A 16,079-nucleotide genomic window follows, 5' to 3' on the forward strand; every position below is an offset into this window, starting at 1 on the left:
CCGCCCTCGCCGAGTTGCACCGCGGCTACGGCGATGACGTGACGCTGCTCGACGCCGACCAGGCCCGCGCGCCGGCTCCGCGGCGGCGGAACCGCGTCCGCCGGCCCAGGCGGAACCGTGTCCGCCGGCGCACGCGGAGTCGCGTCCGCCGGCCCGCGTGGGGCCGCGCCGGCCGGACCACGCGGCGGACGCAAGTCCGACGGACGGCGCGTCGGCGCCCGAACGGTCCGAGGCGGCCGACACCGACGCGGCGCTCACCGGGCTGCGCCGGCACGCCCGGCAGCTCGTCGCCGAACTCGCCGGCCCGGTGCGCCGCCTGCGACTGCGGGCCGGGGACACCGAACTGGAGGTGGAGTGGCATCACCCCGCCGAGCCCGGAGCGGGCGGCCCGGTGGTCGCCGGACCCGCCGCCGTGGCCGGATCCGGCCACGAACCGGCCGGCGCTGCGGGCGCTGCCGCCGCCCCGCCGGTCACGCCACCGCTGCCGGTGGCCCCGGAAACCCGGACGACCGTGCGCTCGCCCATGGTCGGCACCTTCTACCGGGCCCCGGAGCCCGGCGCGGCGCCCTTCGTGGCCGTCGGTGACCTGGTCCGGCCCGGACAGATCGTCGGGATCGTCGAGGCGATGAAGCTGATGAACGAGATCACGGCCGACCGGGCCGGCCGGGTGGCCGAGGTGCTGGCGGTCGACGGCCAGCCCGTGGAGTACGACCAGCCGCTGGTCGCCCTGGACCCGACCTGAGGTGGTGGGTGATGTTCTCCAAGGTGCTGATCGCCAACCGCGGCGAGATCGCGCTGCGGGTCCTGCGGGCCTGCCGCGAGCTGGGCATCCGTACCGCCGTGGTCTACTCCACGGCGGACGCGGACTCGGCGGCGGTGCGGCTGGCCGACGAGGCCGTCCGGATCGGACCCTCGGCCAGCCGGCGCAGCTACCTCAACGCCGCCGCGGTCGTCGAGGCGGCCCGCAAGGTCGGCGCGCAGGCGGTGCATCCCGGCTACGGCTTCCTCTCCGAGGACGCCGACTTCGCCGAGATCTGCGCGGACAACGGGTTGACCTTCGTCGGCCCGCCCCCGCAGGTGATGGCCGCCCTGGCGGACAAGTCCTCGGCGCGGGCGCTGATGCGCCGGGCCGGGCTGCCGCTGCCACCGGGTGCCGTGCAGGCGGTACCGACCGCCGCCGAGGCCGCGGCGATCGCCGCCGAGGTGGGCTACCCGGTGATCGTCAAGGCGGCGGCCGGCGGTGGCGGGCGGGGAATGACCGTGGTCCGCTCCCCGGCGGAACTGCCCCGGGCGTACGCGCGCACCCGCGCTGCCGCCCAGGTCGCCTTCGGCGACGACCGGGTGTACGTCGAGCGGTACCTGACCGATGCCCGGCACGTCGAGGTGCAACTGCTCTGCGACTCGCACGGCAACGGAGTGCACCTGGGCACCCGGGACTGCTCGGTGCAGCGCCGGCACCAGAAGCTGGTCGAGGAGGCGCCCGCGCCCGCGCTGGCCCCGGCGACCCTGGACGCCATCGCGCAGGCCGCCCTGCGCGGCGCGCTCGACGTGGGCTTCACCGGCGTCGGGACGGTGGAGTTCCTGGTGGACGCCGAGGAGCGGTTCCACTTCCTGGAGATCAACTGTCGGATCCAGGTCGAGCACCCGGTCACCGAGATGGTCACCGGGATCGACCTGGTGCACGAACAGTTGCACGTCGCCGCGGGAGTGCCGCTGCGCTGGCGGCAGCAGGACATCCGGCTCAACGGGGTGGCCGTCGAGTGCCGGGTCAACGTGGAGGACCCGGACCGCGGCTTCGCCCCCACCCCCGGCCGGCTGGACCACTTCGTGCCGCCCGGCGGCCCGTTCACCCGGGTCGACACCCACGGCCACGCCGGCTACCTGGTCGGCCCGTACTACGACTCGCTGCTGGCCAAGGTCGCGGTCTGGGCCCCGGACCGGGAGCTGGCCCTGAACCGGCTGGAACGCGCTCTCGGTGAGTTCGAGATCTCCGGAGCAGGGGTGCGGACCACCATCCCGTTCGTCCGGCGGGTGCTCGACGACGCCGACTTCCGCAAGGGGCGCTACTCCACCGGCCTGGTCGACCGGCTGCTCGCCGCACCTACCCCCGTACAACCGAGGAGGAACCGATGACCGTCACCGACGACAGCTCGCTGACCGCGGAGATCACCGACATCCTGGTGACCAACTGCGGGCTGGACCCGGACGCGGCCGCCCGCGCGCCGGCCGCCTCCCTGGAGGAACTGGGGATGGACTCGCTCGCGCTGCTCGAACTCTCCGCCGTCGTCGCCGACCGGTGGCGGGTGCGCATCCCGGAGCAGGCCGCCCAGCTGAGCATCCCCGCCGTGGCCGACCTGGTCGCCCGACGCGCCGACCCCCCGGGGCACACCGATCCGATCGCGCAGGCTGATCCGATCACGCAGGCTGATCCGAGCGCGCCGGCCGATCTGCCCGGGCACACCGAGAACAGTGTGGTCATCGCCGCGCCGCTGGACCTGGTCTGGACCGTCACCAACGACGTGGCCGGCTGGCCCGAGCTGTTCACCGAGTACGCGCGGGCCGAGATCTTCGACCGGGACGGCGACACCGTCCGGTTCCGGCTCACCATGCACCCCGACGAGAACGGGGTGGCCTGGAGCTGGGTCAGCGAACGCACCGCCGACCGGGCCACCGGGCAGGTACGGGCCCGCCGGGTGGAGACCGGGCCGTTCGAGTACATGCACATCCACTGGACCTACACCGAGGAGCCCGGAGGTGTCCGGATGACCTGGGTGCAGGACTTCGCCATGAAGCCGACCGCGCCGGTGGACAACGCCGGGATGACGGAGCGGATCAACACCAACAGCGTGGTGCAGCTGGGCGTCATCAAGGACCGCATCGAGCGGCTGGCCGGCAAGGCCGGCGTACCGGCCGCGGTCGGCCCGGCCGCGACGGGAGGCGACGATGAGTGACCTGGCCCTGGTGGCCGCCCGGGACGTGCCCGCCGACCGTCGCCGCGGCGGCGAGCTGCGCGTCCTGCTCGGCCCACGTACCGTCGGTAGCACCTCCGGTTTCATGGGCGTGGCCACCATGGCGCCGGGGAAGCGGATCGCCGAGCACTACCACCCGTACAGCGAGGAGTTCCTCTACGTCGCCCGTGGCGCGATCACCGTCGACCTCGACGACGAGCCGGTGCCGCTGGCGGCCGGCGAGGCGCTGTTCGTGGCCCGCAACGTCCGGCACCGGCTGCGCAACACCGGCCACCTGCCCGCCGAGGTGGTCTTCCACCTCGGACCGCTGGCCCCCCGGCCGGAACTCGGCCACGTCGACACCGAACTGGTCGAACAGCGGGACGGGTCGTGACCGGCCGCCGCACCGTGGTCACCGGCATCGGGGTGGTCGCCCCCGGCGGCGTCACCCGGGACCGGTTCTGGAAGGGCATCACCGAGGGACGTACCGCGACCCGGCGGATCAGCTTCTTCGACCCGTCACCGTTCCGGTCCCAGATCGCCGCCGAGTGCGACTTCGACCCGGACGCCGCCGGGCTGACCCCCGCCGAGCGGCAGCGCGCCGACCGGTACGTGCAGTTCGCGCTGGCCTGCGCCGCCGAGGCGGTCGTGGACAGCGGGCTCGACCTCACCGATGCCGAGCGGGACCGGGCCGGGGTCGTGCTCGGCACCGCGGTCGGCGGCACCATGGCGCTGGAACAGGAGTACGTGACGGTCAGCGACAGCGGCCGGCGGTGGCTGGTCGAGGCGGCGCTCGGTGGCCCGTACCTCTATCAGGCGCTGGTGCCCAGCAGCCTGGCCGCCGACGTGGCCTGCCGGCACGGCCTGCACGGCCCGGCGCAGGTCGTCTCCACCGGCTGCACCTCGGGCATCGACGCCATCGGGTACGCCCATCAGCTCATCGCCGACGGCGAGGCGGACATCGTGCTCGCCGGAGCCGCCGACTCGCCGATCTCCCCGGTCACCGTCGCCTCCTTCGACGCCATCAAGGCCACCAGCCCGGACAACGACGACCCGGCGCACGCCTCCCGGCCGTTCGACGCCGACCGGCACGGCTTCGTACTGGCCGAAGGGGCGGCGGTGCTGGTGCTGGAGGAGGCCGGTCACGCCCGGCGGCGCGGCGCGCACGTCTACTGCGAGGTCGCCGGCTACGCCAGCCGCAGCAACGGCTACCACATGACCGGGTTGCGCCCCGACGGCCTGGAGATGGGTCTGGCCATCACGGACGCGCTCGGTCAGGCCCGGCTCGCGCCCGAGGACGTCTCGTACGTCAGCGCGCACGGGTCCGGCACCCGGCAGAACGACCGGCACGAGACGGCCGCGGTCAAGCGGGCGTTCGGTCCGGCCGCGTACCGGGTGCCGATCAGCTCGATCAAGTCGATGGTCGGGCACTCGCTCGGCGCCATCGGCTCCATCGAGATGGCCGCCTGCGCCCTCGCCATCGAGTACGGGGTGGTACCCCCGACCGCCAACTGGACCACCCGGGATCCGGAGTGCGATCTGGACTACGTGCCCAACGAGGCCCGGGAGGTGCCGGTGGACGTGGCGCTGTCGGTCGGCAGCGGCTTCGGCGGCTTCCAGTCGGCAATGCTGTTCCGCCGGCTGTCCCGGGAGGTGACAACGTGAGCGCCAGACGGGCGGTGGTGACCGGGATCGGGGTGGTCGCGCCCAGTGGGGTCGGGGCGGACGCGCACTGGCGTACGGTGCTGGCCGGCCGGCGCCGCACCGGCCCGATCACCCTGTTCGACGCCACCGGATACCCGACCCGGCTCGGCGGCGAGGTGGCGGACTTCGACGCGGCCCGCTACACCGACAACCGAGCCCTGGTGCAGACCGACCGCTGGACCCACCTCGGGTTCGCCGCCACCGGGCTGGCGTTGGCCGACGCCGGCCTGCCCGAGCAGGCCCCCGACCCGTACGCCTGGGCGGTGACCCTGGCCAGTTCCTCCGGCGGCAACCTGTTCGGCCAGCGGGAGCTGCAACGGCTGTGGTCGTCGCCGACCCGCACGGTCGGGGCGTACCAGTCGATTGCCTGGTTCTACGCCGCCAGCACCGGACAGCTGTCCATCCGGCACCAGGCGAAGGGCCCGTGCGGCGTGCTGGTGACCGAGTCGGCCGGCGGCCTGGACAGCCTCGCCCACGCCGTACGCACCGTGCGGCGCGGCGCCTCCGTGGTGCTCGCCGGCGCGACCGAGTGCCCGCTGAGCCCGTACGCGCTGGCCTGCCAGCTGCGCTCGGGCCTGCTCAGCGAGGTGGCCGACCCGGAGCGGGCCTACCGGCCGTTCGACGCCGCGGCCAGCGGCTACCTGCCGGCCGAGGGCGGCGCGGTCTTCGTGGTCGAGGAGCACGGGCACGCGACCGCCCGGGGCGCCCGGATCTACGGTGAGGTGACCGGCTGGGGTGCCACCCACGACGCCGTGCACACCTCGGCGGACTCGGCCGGTGACCCGCACCAGTACGCCCGCGCGATGCGCCTGGCACTGGGCCGGGCCGGGGTCGAGCCGGCGGAGGTGGACCTGGTGGTCCCCGACGCACTCGGGGTGCCCCGCTACGACCGCGCCGAGGCCACCGCGCTGCGGGCGGTCTTCGCCGGCACGGCACCGCCGGTGAGCACCCACAAGGCGTTGACCGGGCGGGCCCATCAGGGCGGCTCGGCGCTGGACGTGGCCACTGCGCTGCTCGCCTTCGCGCACGACACGCTGCCCGCGTCGGCCGGCCCGCAGCGGGTCGCCGAGGGGTGTGACCTGGATTTCCTACGCGAGCGCCGGCGCCCGCGTACCCGGCTGGCGCTGGTCTGCGCCCGGGGCTTCGACGGGTTCAACAGCGCGCTGGTACTGCGTGGGGCGGCACCGGACGAAGGGGAGCATCGATGACAGCAGTGGAGCGCGAGGAGCGAGCTTGCGAGCCCCGCAGCCGCGACCAGGGGCGGCATCGGGCCCGGGTGGTCTTCCTGGTCCGGGTGCCCACCGAGCGCACCGAGGATTTCCTGCGGGCCTACGAGGCGGTCCGGCACCTGGTCGCCGGCGGCGTGCCGGGCCACCTGGTCGACCAGGTGTGCCGCTCGTCGACCGACCCGGAGCAGTGGCTGATCACCAGCGAGTGGGCCAGCCTGGCCCACTTCGAGGCGTGGGAACGCAGCCCGGAGCACCGGGATCTGGTCCGGCCGATGCGGGATTGTTTCACCGACGCCCGGTCGCTGCGCTTCCACATCCACGCCCAGACGCCGGTCCCGGCCTGATCGTGGCGAAGGCGCACGGCTGCCGACGGACCGCGACGGCTGGTCGACCAGGCCGGCCGATCACGCATCGCTGATCGGGTGCTGACACACGGTTTCGATCCTGCCCTCCGGCGGGCCGGTCGACAATCCCGCCAGCCGCCCTTTCTCGGTTATCCATTTGCACGTAGCAATAATCGTGAGCGCTGCCGTAGGGTTCCGGCATTACTCCGAGGCACGCGACCCGCGAGTTCGGTTCGCGCCCGCATCGACGTTGGGTGGTGGACGGTGGCGCTCCGATGACCGGCCCGCTGTATTCGCTGACCGAGCCCGCGTGGCGGCCACCCGCCGACCGTCGGCCACCCGCCGCCGTCGCGGAAGCCGCGCCCTGGTCAGACCGAACGCACGGCGGCGGGGGAGAGCGCCACCTCGGCCAGGTAGACGCAGCTGCGCCCCTCGTGCGAGGAGTAGTAGCTGACCAGGAGCCGGTCGTCGTGCCAGACCAGGCCGGGGTAGCTGCAGTCGCCGCCCGAGGGTAGCGCCACCAGTTCGTGCAGCCGGCCGCGCGCCACGTCGACCGCGCAGATCGCCGTCCGCACCTCGCCGTCATGCAGGCGTACCCCGGCGACGAGTGAGCCGTCGGGCAGCCGGCGCAGCGCCGGCCCGCCCACCCGCACCCCGAGGTCGGTCCAGGTCCACTCCCGGTACGGCGGGCGGGCCCGTCCGAGTTGGGCAGTGGCCGGGTCGCCGTCCCGCCGCAGCAGGCAGGTGGCCGTGCCGTCCGGGTCGAAGACCAGCCCGGACTCGTTCGGATACCCGCCGGAGAACAGCGTCCGCACCACCGGTCGCAGGTTGAGGCCGTCCTCGCTGCGGTAGAGCCGGGCGAACCTCGGCTCCCGGGTGGCGTAGCCCACGCCGTACATCAGGTCGTCGTGCCAGGCGGCCTGCCAGATCCAGACGCCCGGTTCGCCGACCGGTCGGGGCCCGTCCCACCGGTGCCCGTCGTCGCTGAGCCAGGTGACGGTGTGGAACCGCTTCGGCGCGTTCCCGGTGGCCGCCGCGGCGAACAGTTGCAGCCGCCCGTCGGGGCGTACCACGAAGCGGGGGTCGCGCAGGTCGACGCCGGGCTGCGCGAGGAGCGCAGCGGACCGCCACTGGTCACCGTCGGTGGAGGTCAGGACCCGGAGGGCGGCCTCCTCGGAGAGGTGCGACGCACCCTCCCGGAAAGCGCAGAACCAGGTCTCCGCGTGCCGGACCAGGTCGGTGAAGGCGCTGTGCGGGGCGGTGTCGCCGATGCGGCGCAGCGCGCGCACCTCGGCGGTCGCCGGACGGCTAATCACGGGCATCGACGGTACGCGCGGCGGGCTACGCCGGTATGGCGAGCGGACGAACAGCGGACCAACGAGGCCGGGCACGAACCAACGCTGTGGCGTGACGGTATTGACGTCAGTAATCAGGCCGAGAGCCCTGGCCGGTTGCCAGGGCACTCGTTTACCTGGTATTACGCCGGGGAGATGGCTTCCGCGTAGTCGTAGAGGCTCTTGATGTCGTCATCGAAGTAGGGGCCGTCGAATTGGCCGTTGCCCGGGTTGTCACCGTGGCTCACGACGCTGTTGATGAATCCGTACCCGCTCTGGTCGTTGTATTCCTGCAGCCAGGGTCCGCCGCTGGAGCCGTAGGTCATGTTGCACCACATCCGGATCTGCTGGCCGCCGGCGTTCCAGGTGGTGCCTTGGCAGTAGTACTGGCTCTCGCCGCCGCCGAGATTGGACGGGTAGCCGAGCGCGGTTACCGAGACGCTGTAGCCCCAGTTCCAGCGCAGGCCGTGGCCACCGACCGTGTCGACGACCTTGAGTCCGTAGGCGCCGCCGTTGTACATGACAGCAATGCCCATGTCCTCGGCGTAACTGCTGCTGTTGACCCACGCGGTGCGGGTGTTGAGGCTGGACGCCACGAACGTGCCGAACGGGCGCACGCCGTTGCGGTACCGCGGGACGAACTGCCAGTTGCTGTACCACTGCCCGCCGGCGCCCTGGTGCACGCAGTGGCCCGCGGTCATCACGAGCCGCCGCTTGCCACTGGCCACCGTGCTTGCCGAGCAGGAGGCGGAGCCACCGTTGGGAGTCGTGAAGAAGACCTTGCCCACGGCCAGCGACTCGTTGAGCATCGTCCTGACGTCATCGCCGCTGGTGATGCTCGGCGCCATGGGCGCGATCGCGCCCGCCGACCCGGTGGGCTTGAACGCGGGGCTCGGCGACTCGGCGGCGCCCGCTGACCTGGCAAAGGTCAGGTCGACGGCCGATGCCATCCGCTCCGGCGTCCAGTACTCGGCGACCTCCTTGGCGATCTTCTCGTTGGTGATCGCGCGACCGTCACTGGTGCGGGCGACAGCGGAGGTGTTGCCGTTCCGATCGTTTGTCGCGGGATTTGCGTTGGCGGCAAAAGAGCCGCCCAGGACCAGCGTGATCGATAGTCCAACCATCGTGGTCCAGCGCAGGGTGGATTTCAACAGGACCTCCCGTGTCCTTGGTTTCCATCCGGGCCGTTGCAGCTTATTGATTGATGCTCACTGATCGCAATATTGGTACGAAGAGCGTTTTGACTAAAAGATGCCAGAGCCTCGACATAATCGGCGCACCATCGAGGATTCCGGCACGGTGCCTGCTGCAATTTCCAGCAGTCAAGCACCGCGATCGCCGAAAGCGTCGGCGTTCATAAATGAGAAAGCCGGCGCTCGGGAATGGCGCGGTGCGCCCGCTGCCCGCCCGGCTTACCTACTTGGGGTCGAGGACGTACACCAGGGACGCCCGGGCTGCTGTGGAGGAAGCGCCGGTGGCGACGGCCAGGAGCGCGGCTCGCCAGGCTGCGGCCAGTATGTCCGCGGTGGGTGCCTTGTGCTTTGTCAGCAGCGGTCGCAGTGCGGTGGCGACCGGGTCGTCGCGTTCCACCGGCGGCTGCTCACCAAGGATCCGGCACACGGTGAACCGGACGGCGGCGTCGAAGGCCACCAGGAGCGCGGCGCGCACCGCGGGGTGCCCGTTGCTGCCGACCGCGGCGGCGGCTCCTTCCATGCGTTCGACGATCCGCTTCTCCATGTCTTCGCGGACGGTCAGGTAGAGGCCGAGCTTCGAGCCGAAGTGGTGGTACAGCGCGCCAGTGGTGACGCTCGCCTTGCTGGCCAGGTCGACGACGTTGACGGCTTCGTAGCCGGTGAGTTCGAACTGGTGGATGGCCGCCTCGATGAGCCGGGCCTTGGCCGAGCCCGGGACCGGGACCCATTCGCGCATGGGGCAAGCATAACTGGTTGACGTCGGGCCATAACCGGTTTACGGTCGGCTGCATGAAACTGACATTTCTGTACCAGCCGGTGAAGGACCTCAAGGAGTCGGTCGCCTTCTACCGCGACACGCTCGGGTTCGACGAGTCCTGGCGGGAGGGCGAGTCGACCGTCGCGTTCAAGATCCCGGGTACGGAGGTCGAGCTGATGCTCGATGTGCCACCGGACACCGGGCCGCGGTGGGGAGCCGGCGGTTTCTACGCCGTCGACAACGTGGACGCGTTCCGGCAGTCGCATCCGGAGCTCGACTGGCAGGGCGAGATCGAGATGCCGGGTGGCAAGGGTGCGACCTTCCTGGACCCGACCGGCAACCCGGTCCACCTGTTCGACCAGAGCACCGCCGGACCCGAATAGCGGTAGCCGTCACCGGCCTTGGGAACGGTCAGGCGTCGGGCGGTGCCGTCTCGGCCCGGTACGTGGCGGCGAGCCGCTTCGGGGCGCGGGCGTACCAGGCCTCCTCCACCAGCTCGCCCAGCTCGGCCACGTCGACCCGGTCCAGCCGGACCAGCACGGCGGGGTAGGCGTCGAAGTGCGGCGTGGTGAAGAAGACGGCCGGGTCGTCGGCGAGCAGCGCCTCCTTCACACCCAGGTCGGCCACCCGGACGCCGAGGATCGGGCCGTCCGGCGCGGCGGAACCAAGGTCGTCGAGTTCCTTGCGACGCAACGGGCGTTCCCAGACGAACGGCTTGTCCCGGACCCGCCACGCGGCCACTCCCTCGTAGGAGGGCCGCTCGCTGGTCTCCGGCAGGCTGAGCGCGATCCGACGCACGTCGTCCCAACTGGCCATCGCCCGACGATACGTCAGGTAACCCGGTTGGCGAGTCCCGCCACGGCCGATCGGCACTGGCGCGACGCTGTGCGCTCGGCGATGGTGGACGCCATGGAGATCACCCCGAGTCCACCACCGGTCTGCCTGGCCGACTTCGCCGAGCTGGCCCGATCGGTGCTGCCGCCGCAGGTCTGGGACTACGTGGACGGTGGCAGCGGCACCGAGGTCACCCTCGCCGGGAACCGGACCGCGCTCGACCGGGTCGGCGTGCTGCCCCGGGTGCTGACCGGGGTGGCCACGCCACGTCTGCGTACCCGACTGCTCGGACGCGAGTACGCGATGCCGGTGGGCGTGGCGCCGATGGCGTACCAACGGTTGGTGCACCCCGACGGTGAGGTGGCGCTGGCCGCCGCGGCCCGGGCCGCCGAGGTGCCGTACCTGGCCAGCATCCTGGGCAGCACGCCGATCGAGCAGGTCACCGCCACCGGTGCCGAGGTCTGGTTCCAGCTGTACTGGCTGCGCGACCGGGGTCTGGTGACGGATGTGCTGGCCCGGGCCCGCGACGCCGGTTGCCGGGCGCTGGTGGTCACCGTGGACGTGCCGGTGCTCGGCCGGCGTTTCCGGGACCTGCGCAACGCCTTCCGGTTGCCGCCGGAGCTGGTCGCGGCGAACCTGCCCGGCGGTCGGGACGACCTGGCCCACGGCGGTACGCCGGGCGTCAACCCGGTCGCCGTGGACAGCGGCGCGGCCTTCGCGCCGGCGTTGCGCTGGGCGGATCTGCGCTGGCTGGGCGAGCACTGCGAACTGCCCCTGGTGGTCAAGGGCGTCCTCGACCCGGCCGACGCGGTGCGGGCGGTCGACGCCGGCGCGCGGGCCGTGGTGGTGTCCAACCACGGTGGGCGGCAGCTCGACGGTGCCCCGGCCAGCGCCACCATGCTGCCCGAGGTGGTCGCGGCCGTCGGTGACCGCGGCGAGGTGCTGCTGGACAGCGGGATCCGGGGCGGTGGCGACGTGCTGCGCGCGTTGGCCCTCGGTGCCGACGGGGCGCTGGTCGGCCGGCCGATGCTCTGGGCGCTGGCGGCCGGCGGGCAGGCGGGCGCGGGCACCGCGCTGGCGTTGTTGGCCGACGAGCTGCGCGACGCGCTGGCCCTCGCCGGCTGCGCCGACCCGGCCGCCGCCCGCGAGCTGCGCACCGTGCCGATGGGCTGAGCGGCGCGCGGGCGAGGCGACCCACCGCGTTCACCGGTTTGCAACCTGTGACCGCCGCCGTGTCGCGGTCCTGGGTGGACGGTCATAATGGCGGCATGATTGCCTGGGAGTACGCCCTGCTGGTCCGCCGCTACCAGGGACAGGGCCGCAATTTCCATGTTTCGTTCGTCTGGTACGGACCCGACGGGTCACGCAAGGACATCACGGCGTACGGCGACACCGCCGTGGCGCACCTCAACCGGTACGGCCGGGAAGGCTGGGAACTGGTCTCGGCCGCCGAGGACGTGAACAACGTGCAGGGCAGCACCGAGGTGCACCGCTACCACCTCAAGCGCCCGCTCAACTGAGCCCGCCATCGTCCCGAACGCGGGGTCCCCACCCGCGTCAGCGGTCGGGGACCCCGGACACGGCGGTGGTCAGCCCAGGTCGACGCTCGGGTAGAGCGGGAAGCCGGCGAGCAGCTCGCTGGCCTGGTGGCTGATCTTGTCCGCGAGGGCCGGGTCGAGCACGTACTTGGCCTTGGAGGCCGTGCCGTCCGGGTTCGCGCCCGCGGTGGTCTGGCTGAGCACGGTGTGGATCAGCTCGGCGGTGGTGTCCATCTCCGCCGAGCCGAGGCCCCGGGTGGTCAGCGCGGGCGTGCCGATCCGGATCCCGGAGGTGTACCAGGCACCGTTCGCGTCCTGCGGCACAGCGTTGCGGTTGGTGACGATGCCCGAGTCCAGCAGCGCCTGCTCGGCCTGCCGGCCGGTCAGCCCGTAGCCGGTGACGTCGATGAGCACCAGGTGGTTGTCGGTGCCGCCGGTGACCAGCGTGGCGCCCCGGCGCAGCAGCCCCTCGGCCAGCGCCTGGGCGTTGTCGACGATGCGCCCGGCGTAGTCGGCGAAGTCGGGGCGGCGGGCCTCGGCGAGGGCCACCGCCTTGGCGGCCATCACGTGCGGCAGCGGCCCGCCGAGCACCATCGGGCAGCCCCGGTCCACCTGGTCGGCCAGCTCCGGGCCGCACAGCACCATGCCGCCGCGCGGGCCGCGCAGCGACTTGTGGGTGGTGGTGGTGACGATGTGCGCGTGCGGCACCGGGTCGAAGTCGCCGGTGAAGACCTTGCCGGCGACCAGGCCGGCGAAGTGGGCCATGTCCACCATGAAGGTGGCGCCGACCGAGTCGGCGATCTCCCGCATGATCCGGAAGTTGACCTTCCGCGGGTACGCCGAGTAGCCGGCGACCAGCACCAGCGGCCGGAACTCGCGGGCCGCCTCGGCGACCTTGTCGTAGTCGACCAGCCCGGTGGCCGGGTCGGTGCCGTAGCTGCGCTGGTCGAACATCTTGCCGGAGATGTTCGGCCGGAAACCGTGGGTGAGGTGCCCACCGGCGTCCAGCGACATGCCGAGCATCCGCTGGTCGCCCAGCTCCCGGCGGAGCGCGAACCAGTCCGCCTCGGTCAGGTCGTTGACGTGCCGGGCCTGGGCCCGCTTCAGCGCGGGGGACTCCACCCGGTCGGCCAGGATCGCCCAGAACGCCACCAGGTTGGCGTCGATGCCCGAGTGCGGCTGCACGTACGCGTGCGCCGCGCCGAACAGCTCCCGGGCGTGCTCGGCGGCGAGCGCCTCGACGGTGTCGACGTTCTGGCAGCCGGCGTAGAACCGGCGGCCGACGGTGCCCTCGGCGTACTTGTCGCTGAGCCAGTTGCCCATGGCCAGCAGGGTGGCCGGCGAGGCGTAGTTCTCGCTGGCGATCAGCTTGAGCGACTCGCGCTGGTCGGCCAGCTCGGCCCCGATCGCGTCGGCGACCCGCGGCTCGACGGCGCGGATGACCTCCAGCGCGCTGCGGAAGGCGGTGGACTCGGCGTTCGGCGACATGCGACCTCCTGATGACGTGCGGAAGGCCCAGGCGCTCGGCGTGCGTCCTCGTGACGGGGCCGCTTCCCGATGGTGCTCCATCCCCACGCGCCAGTCACGGCCCCCGCCGATCCTACCGGGTCCGGTGTCCGCCGCCCCGGGCACCGGCCGGTACGCGCCTCTCGCCAGCGCCCCGCGGCCCGCCTACGATCGGCGCATGGCGGGCCACGGCGGGGGAAATCTGCTCGCGATCAGCGACCTGCACGTGGGGCACCCGGCCAACCGGGCGGTCGTGACTGGGCTGCGGCCGGAGTCCCCGGACGACTGGCTGCTGGTCGCCGGCGACGTCGGCGACACCGTGGCCGACATCGAATGGGCCCTGACCCTGCTGCGGCATCGCTTCGGCACCGTGGTGTGGGCACCCGGCAACCACGAGCTGTGGACCCCGCCGTCGGACCCGGTCCGGCTGCGCGGCGTGGACCGCTACCAGCACCTGGTCGAGCTGTGCCGCCGCCTCGGCGTGCTGACGCCGGAGGATCCTTATCCGGTCTGGCAGGGGCCGGACGGGCCGGTGCGGGTGGCGCCACTGTTCCTGCTCTACGACCACAGCTGGCGGCCGGAGGGGTTGGACACCCCCGAGGCGGCGCTCGCCGAGGCGTACCGCACCGGGATCGTCTGCACCGACGAGTTCCTGCTGCACCCCGACCCTTACCCGAGCCGGTCGGCGTGGTGCGCGCAGCGGGTCGCCGAGACCGGGCGGCGCCTCGCCGAGGTCGACGACGACCTGCCGTCCGTGCTGGTCAACCACTGGCCGTTGGTGCGGGAACCGACCCGGATCCTGCGTTACCCGATCTTCGCCCAGTGGTGCGGCACGGAGGCGACGGCCGACTGGCACCGGCGCTTCCGGGCCACCGCGGTGGTCTACGGCCACCTGCACATACCCCGCACCACCTGGCACGACGGGGTGCGCTTCGAGGAGGTGTCGGTGGGTTACCCGCGGGAGTGGCGGCCCCGACCAGTGCCGCCCGCCTGGCGTCGGATCCTGCCGGCCGGCTGAGGCCGGCGGAGGGTGGGGCCGGCGTCGGACGGCCGGACCCCACCGGTGGCGGTTACTTCACCGCGTTGTACGCGTTGACCATGCCCGCGCCGTAGAAGCCGTTACGTGCCCCACCCGCGCAGGTGGCGGTGTAGTCGGCTCCGGTCGGGATCAGCGGGACCGGGTCGTACACACCCGCCGGGCAGGGCTGGGAGACGGCGGTGCGGGCCAGGAACGAGGCCAGCTGCCCCGGCTGCATGCCCGGGTGAGCGGACAGGGCCAGCGCCGCGACGCCGGCGGCGTGCGGGCCGGACATCGAGGTGCCCTGCTTCCAGCCCCAACCGTTGGTCCGGGTCACGGTGTTGAAGGTGGTCGACAGGATCGCGTCGGCGGTCGTCGAGGTCGCGCCGCGGGTCCGGATCCGGCTGTCACCGCCCGGCGCCGTGACGTCGACGACGCCCTGACCGTACGACGAGTAGTAGCTCTTCTCCCCGGTCGGCCCGACCGCCGAGACGGTCACCACGCCCGGTGCCTCGGCCGGCAACACCACGCAGGCACCGTTGACGTCGCGTACCTCCGGGGTGCCGTTGTTCGGGCTGCCGGAGTCGACGAACTTGTGCGCCAGGTCGAAGTTGGCGTTGCCGGCGCTGGCGACGGTGAGCACGCCCTTGTTCTGCGAGTAGCGGATCGCCCGCTGCACGGCCTGCCACACCGGGCGCTGGCGCGCGTCGTTGCGGCAGTTCAGCTGCCAGGGGTCGATGTAGTAGCTGTTGTTGGTCAGCTGCATCCCGCGCTCGGCGGCCCACATGAAGCCGCAGACCGCCGCCTCCGGGTAGATATAGCCCTCGTTGTCGACGACCTTGACCGCGGCGACCTTGACCCCCGGCGCCACCCCGGTGACGCCGATGCCGTTGAGGGCGGCGGCGATGGTGCCGGCCACGTGGGTGCCGTGGTCGGAGATGGTCGGGTTCCACGCCGCCTCGGTGGTGTCGACGACCCCACCGAGGCACGAGGCGCTCTTGTCCCGGGCGATCTGGGTCGCCAGGTCGGGGTGGCTGCTGGAGATGCCGCTGTCCAGCACGCCCACCACGACGTCGGGGCTGCCGGTGGTGACCGCGTGCGCCCGCGGCAGGTCGATCATCGGCAGGTCCCACTGCTGGCCGTACAACGGCTCGGTCGTCGGGTCGCCGGTGGCCTCGGCGATCTCGGCCGCGGTCAGCTCGATCGTGTCGCCCTCGTTGAGGGCGGTGCCCAGGCCGGCGGTCGACGCCACCGACTCGACACCCGCGCCCGCCACGTCGGTGACGAAGGTGGGGTTGGCCGAGCGGACGACGAGCACGCCGATCTGGTGGTAGTTGGCCACCACGGTGCCGTCGGCGGCGGCGATCCGGGCCACCGCCCGGTCGGCCTTGCCCCCCTGCGGGGCGAGCACCAGGAAGGTGCTTTCCGGGCCGGTGGCCGACGCGGTGGCCGGGGACCCGGCGACGGACGCGAGGCCGGCGCCGAGCGCCACGACGGACGCCGCGGCGAGTGTCTTGCGACGGAGGTTCTTCACACAGACTCCCAGGGGGCTGTCACCGTCGGGCGGCGTCACCCCTCGTGGAGGCGGCCCGGCGGTGGCGGGCAGGATGCCCGCCCTGCCCACTCCAGCGCTCCGGCCGGATGTGTTGTTACATCCCCGGTGTCATATTTCGT

At 72.6% G+C, this 16,079-nt stretch carries 17 protein-coding genes and 1 riboswitch; of the genes, 11 read left to right on the plus strand and 6 right to left on the minus strand.

What is annotated here, in order from left to right:
* Positions 1-157: 157 nt before the first annotated feature.
* The 7 genes from accB to AB0M52_RS16190 are packed head-to-tail and all read left to right on the plus strand — an operon-like array spanning position 158 to position 6,225.
* Positions 158-742 carry an acetyl-CoA carboxylase biotin carboxyl carrier protein gene (gene accB, locus AB0M52_RS16160; protein ID WP_363953901.1) on the plus strand — a complete coding sequence of 195 codons (585 nt, stop codon included), beginning with the start codon at positions 158-160 and terminating at the stop codon, positions 740-742.
* An 11-nt stretch (positions 743-753) separates the two neighbouring features.
* Positions 754-2,133, plus strand: coding sequence for an acetyl-CoA carboxylase biotin carboxylase subunit (locus tag AB0M52_RS16165; protein WP_363953903.1), 1,380 nt, complete (start codon positions 754-756; stop codon positions 2,131-2,133).
* Positions 2,130-2,951: an SRPBCC family protein gene (locus AB0M52_RS16170; RefSeq protein ID WP_363953904.1), complete on the plus strand. Its 822-nt coding sequence runs from the start codon at positions 2,130-2,132 to the stop codon at positions 2,949-2,951. Before AB0M52_RS16165 ends, AB0M52_RS16170 begins: the two co-directional genes overlap by 4 nt.
* The gene (locus AB0M52_RS16175) at positions 2,944-3,342 is read left to right on the plus strand and encodes a cupin domain-containing protein (RefSeq protein WP_363953906.1); all 399 of its coding nucleotides are present in this window, start codon (positions 2,944-2,946) and stop codon (positions 3,340-3,342) included. Before AB0M52_RS16170 ends, AB0M52_RS16175 begins: the two co-directional genes overlap by 8 nt.
* Complete coding sequence (locus AB0M52_RS16180) at positions 3,339-4,613, plus strand: beta-ketoacyl-[acyl-carrier-protein] synthase family protein (protein WP_363953908.1); 1,275 nt, start codon at positions 3,339-3,341, stop codon at positions 4,611-4,613. Before AB0M52_RS16175 ends, AB0M52_RS16180 begins: the two co-directional genes overlap by 4 nt.
* Positions 4,610-5,860 carry a beta-ketoacyl synthase N-terminal-like domain-containing protein gene (locus AB0M52_RS16185; RefSeq protein WP_363953910.1) on the plus strand — a complete coding sequence of 417 codons (1,251 nt, stop codon included), beginning with the start codon at positions 4,610-4,612 and terminating at the stop codon, positions 5,858-5,860. The genes AB0M52_RS16180 and AB0M52_RS16185 overlap by 4 nt, the downstream gene beginning before the upstream one ends.
* Positions 5,857-6,225, plus strand: a complete 369-nt coding sequence (locus tag AB0M52_RS16190; protein WP_363953912.1) for an antibiotic biosynthesis monooxygenase family protein — start codon at positions 5,857-5,859, stop codon at positions 6,223-6,225. The genes AB0M52_RS16185 and AB0M52_RS16190 overlap by 4 nt, the downstream gene beginning before the upstream one ends.
* Positions 6,226-6,593: 368 nt before the next feature.
* Here AB0M52_RS16190 and AB0M52_RS16195 read toward each other — a convergent pair whose 3' ends face one another.
* From AB0M52_RS16195 to AB0M52_RS16205, 3 genes are all read right to left on the minus strand, one after another.
* Complete coding sequence (locus tag AB0M52_RS16195; protein WP_363953913.1) at positions 6,594-7,547, minus strand: exo-alpha-sialidase; 954 nt, start codon at positions 7,545-7,547, stop codon at positions 6,594-6,596.
* 155 nt (positions 7,548-7,702) lie between these two features.
* The gene (locus tag AB0M52_RS16200; protein WP_363953929.1) at positions 7,703-8,683 is read right to left on the minus strand and encodes a hypothetical protein; all 981 of its coding nucleotides are present in this window, start codon (positions 8,681-8,683) and stop codon (positions 7,703-7,705) included.
* A 292-nt stretch (positions 8,684-8,975) separates the two neighbouring features.
* Entirely contained in the window at positions 8,976-9,488 is a 513-nt protein-coding gene (locus AB0M52_RS16205; RefSeq protein WP_363953914.1) for a TetR/AcrR family transcriptional regulator, read from the minus strand.
* Between the two features lie 53 nt (positions 9,489-9,541).
* On the opposite strand from AB0M52_RS16205, the gene AB0M52_RS16210 reads away from it, so the two are divergent.
* Positions 9,542-9,892 (plus strand): VOC family protein, encoded by a 351-nt coding sequence (locus AB0M52_RS16210; protein WP_363953916.1) that lies wholly within the window; start codon positions 9,542-9,544, stop codon positions 9,890-9,892.
* 28 nt (positions 9,893-9,920) lie between these two features.
* Here the strand turns inward: AB0M52_RS16210 and AB0M52_RS16215 are convergent, their stop codons facing one another.
* A complete protein-coding gene (locus AB0M52_RS16215) occupies positions 9,921-10,325 on the minus strand; it encodes an MmcQ/YjbR family DNA-binding protein (protein WP_363953918.1) in 405 nt (134 codons plus the stop codon).
* A gap of 93 nt (positions 10,326-10,418) precedes the next feature.
* Between AB0M52_RS16215 and AB0M52_RS16220 the strand changes: the two genes are divergently transcribed.
* Both AB0M52_RS16220 and AB0M52_RS16225 read left to right on the plus strand, forming a co-directional pair.
* Positions 10,419-11,516, plus strand: a complete 1,098-nt coding sequence (locus AB0M52_RS16220; RefSeq protein WP_363953920.1) for an alpha-hydroxy acid oxidase — start codon at positions 10,419-10,421, stop codon at positions 11,514-11,516.
* A gap of 95 nt (positions 11,517-11,611) precedes the next feature.
* Positions 11,612-11,863: a hypothetical protein gene (locus AB0M52_RS16225; RefSeq protein ID WP_363953922.1), complete on the plus strand. Its 252-nt coding sequence runs from the start codon at positions 11,612-11,614 to the stop codon at positions 11,861-11,863.
* A gap of 69 nt (positions 11,864-11,932) precedes the next feature.
* Here AB0M52_RS16225 and AB0M52_RS16230 read toward each other — a convergent pair whose 3' ends face one another.
* A complete protein-coding gene (locus tag AB0M52_RS16230; protein ID WP_363953923.1) occupies positions 11,933-13,369 on the minus strand; it encodes a glycine hydroxymethyltransferase in 1,437 nt (478 codons plus the stop codon).
* An 18-nt stretch (positions 13,370-13,387) separates the two neighbouring features.
* Positions 13,388-13,477, minus strand: a riboswitch (ZMP/ZTP riboswitch).
* An 88-nt stretch (positions 13,478-13,565) separates the two neighbouring features.
* On the opposite strand from AB0M52_RS16230, the gene AB0M52_RS16235 reads away from it, so the two are divergent.
* Positions 13,566-14,405: a metallophosphoesterase gene (locus AB0M52_RS16235; RefSeq protein WP_363953925.1), complete on the plus strand. Its 840-nt coding sequence runs from the start codon at positions 13,566-13,568 to the stop codon at positions 14,403-14,405.
* Positions 14,406-14,457: 52 nt separating this feature from the next.
* Here the strand turns inward: AB0M52_RS16235 and AB0M52_RS16240 are convergent, their stop codons facing one another.
* Complete coding sequence (locus AB0M52_RS16240) at positions 14,458-15,939, minus strand: S8 family serine peptidase (RefSeq protein WP_363953927.1); 1,482 nt, start codon at positions 15,937-15,939, stop codon at positions 14,458-14,460.
* Positions 15,940-16,079 lie beyond the last annotated feature (140 nt).

The organism is Micromonospora sp. NPDC051296 (genome assembly GCF_040682255.1).
In the GTDB taxonomy this organism is placed as follows: Bacteria; Actinomycetota; Actinomycetes; order Mycobacteriales; family Micromonosporaceae; genus Micromonospora; species Micromonospora craterilacus.

What these genes read in the sequence shown, in the direction of transcription:
- AB0M52_RS16235 (WP_363953925.1), top strand. Translation starts at nt 13,566, where the DNA reads ATGGCGGGCCACGGCGGGGGAAATCTGCTCGCGATCAGCGACCTGCAC.
- AB0M52_RS16165 (WP_363953903.1), top strand. Translation starts at nt 754, where the DNA reads ATGTTCTCCAAGGTGCTGATCGCCAACCGCGGCGAGATCGCGCTGCGG.
- AB0M52_RS16190 (WP_363953912.1), top strand. Translation starts at nt 5,857, where the DNA reads ATGACAGCAGTGGAGCGCGAGGAGCGAGCTTGCGAGCCCCGCAGCCGC.
- AB0M52_RS16200 (WP_363953929.1), bottom strand. Translation starts at nt 8,683, where the DNA reads ATGGTTGGACTATCGATCACGCTGGTCCTGGGCGGCTCTTTTGCCGCC.
- AB0M52_RS16230 (WP_363953923.1), bottom strand. Translation starts at nt 13,369, where the DNA reads ATGTCGCCGAACGCCGAGTCCACCGCCTTCCGCAGCGCGCTGGAGGTC.
- AB0M52_RS16205 (WP_363953914.1), bottom strand. Translation starts at nt 9,488, where the DNA reads ATGCGCGAATGGGTCCCGGTCCCGGGCTCGGCCAAGGCCCGGCTCATC.
- AB0M52_RS16210 (WP_363953916.1), top strand. Translation starts at nt 9,542, where the DNA reads ATGAAACTGACATTTCTGTACCAGCCGGTGAAGGACCTCAAGGAGTCG.
- AB0M52_RS16220 (WP_363953920.1), top strand. Translation starts at nt 10,419, where the DNA reads ATGGAGATCACCCCGAGTCCACCACCGGTCTGCCTGGCCGACTTCGCC.
- AB0M52_RS16195 (WP_363953913.1), bottom strand. Translation starts at nt 7,547, where the DNA reads ATGCCCGTGATTAGCCGTCCGGCGACCGCCGAGGTGCGCGCGCTGCGC.
- AB0M52_RS16175 (WP_363953906.1), top strand. Translation starts at nt 2,944, where the DNA reads ATGAGTGACCTGGCCCTGGTGGCCGCCCGGGACGTGCCCGCCGACCGT.
- AB0M52_RS16170 (WP_363953904.1), top strand. Translation starts at nt 2,130, where the DNA reads ATGACCGTCACCGACGACAGCTCGCTGACCGCGGAGATCACCGACATC.
- AB0M52_RS16215 (WP_363953918.1), bottom strand. Translation starts at nt 10,325, where the DNA reads ATGGCCAGTTGGGACGACGTGCGTCGGATCGCGCTCAGCCTGCCGGAG.
- AB0M52_RS16225 (WP_363953922.1), top strand. Translation starts at nt 11,612, where the DNA reads ATGATTGCCTGGGAGTACGCCCTGCTGGTCCGCCGCTACCAGGGACAG.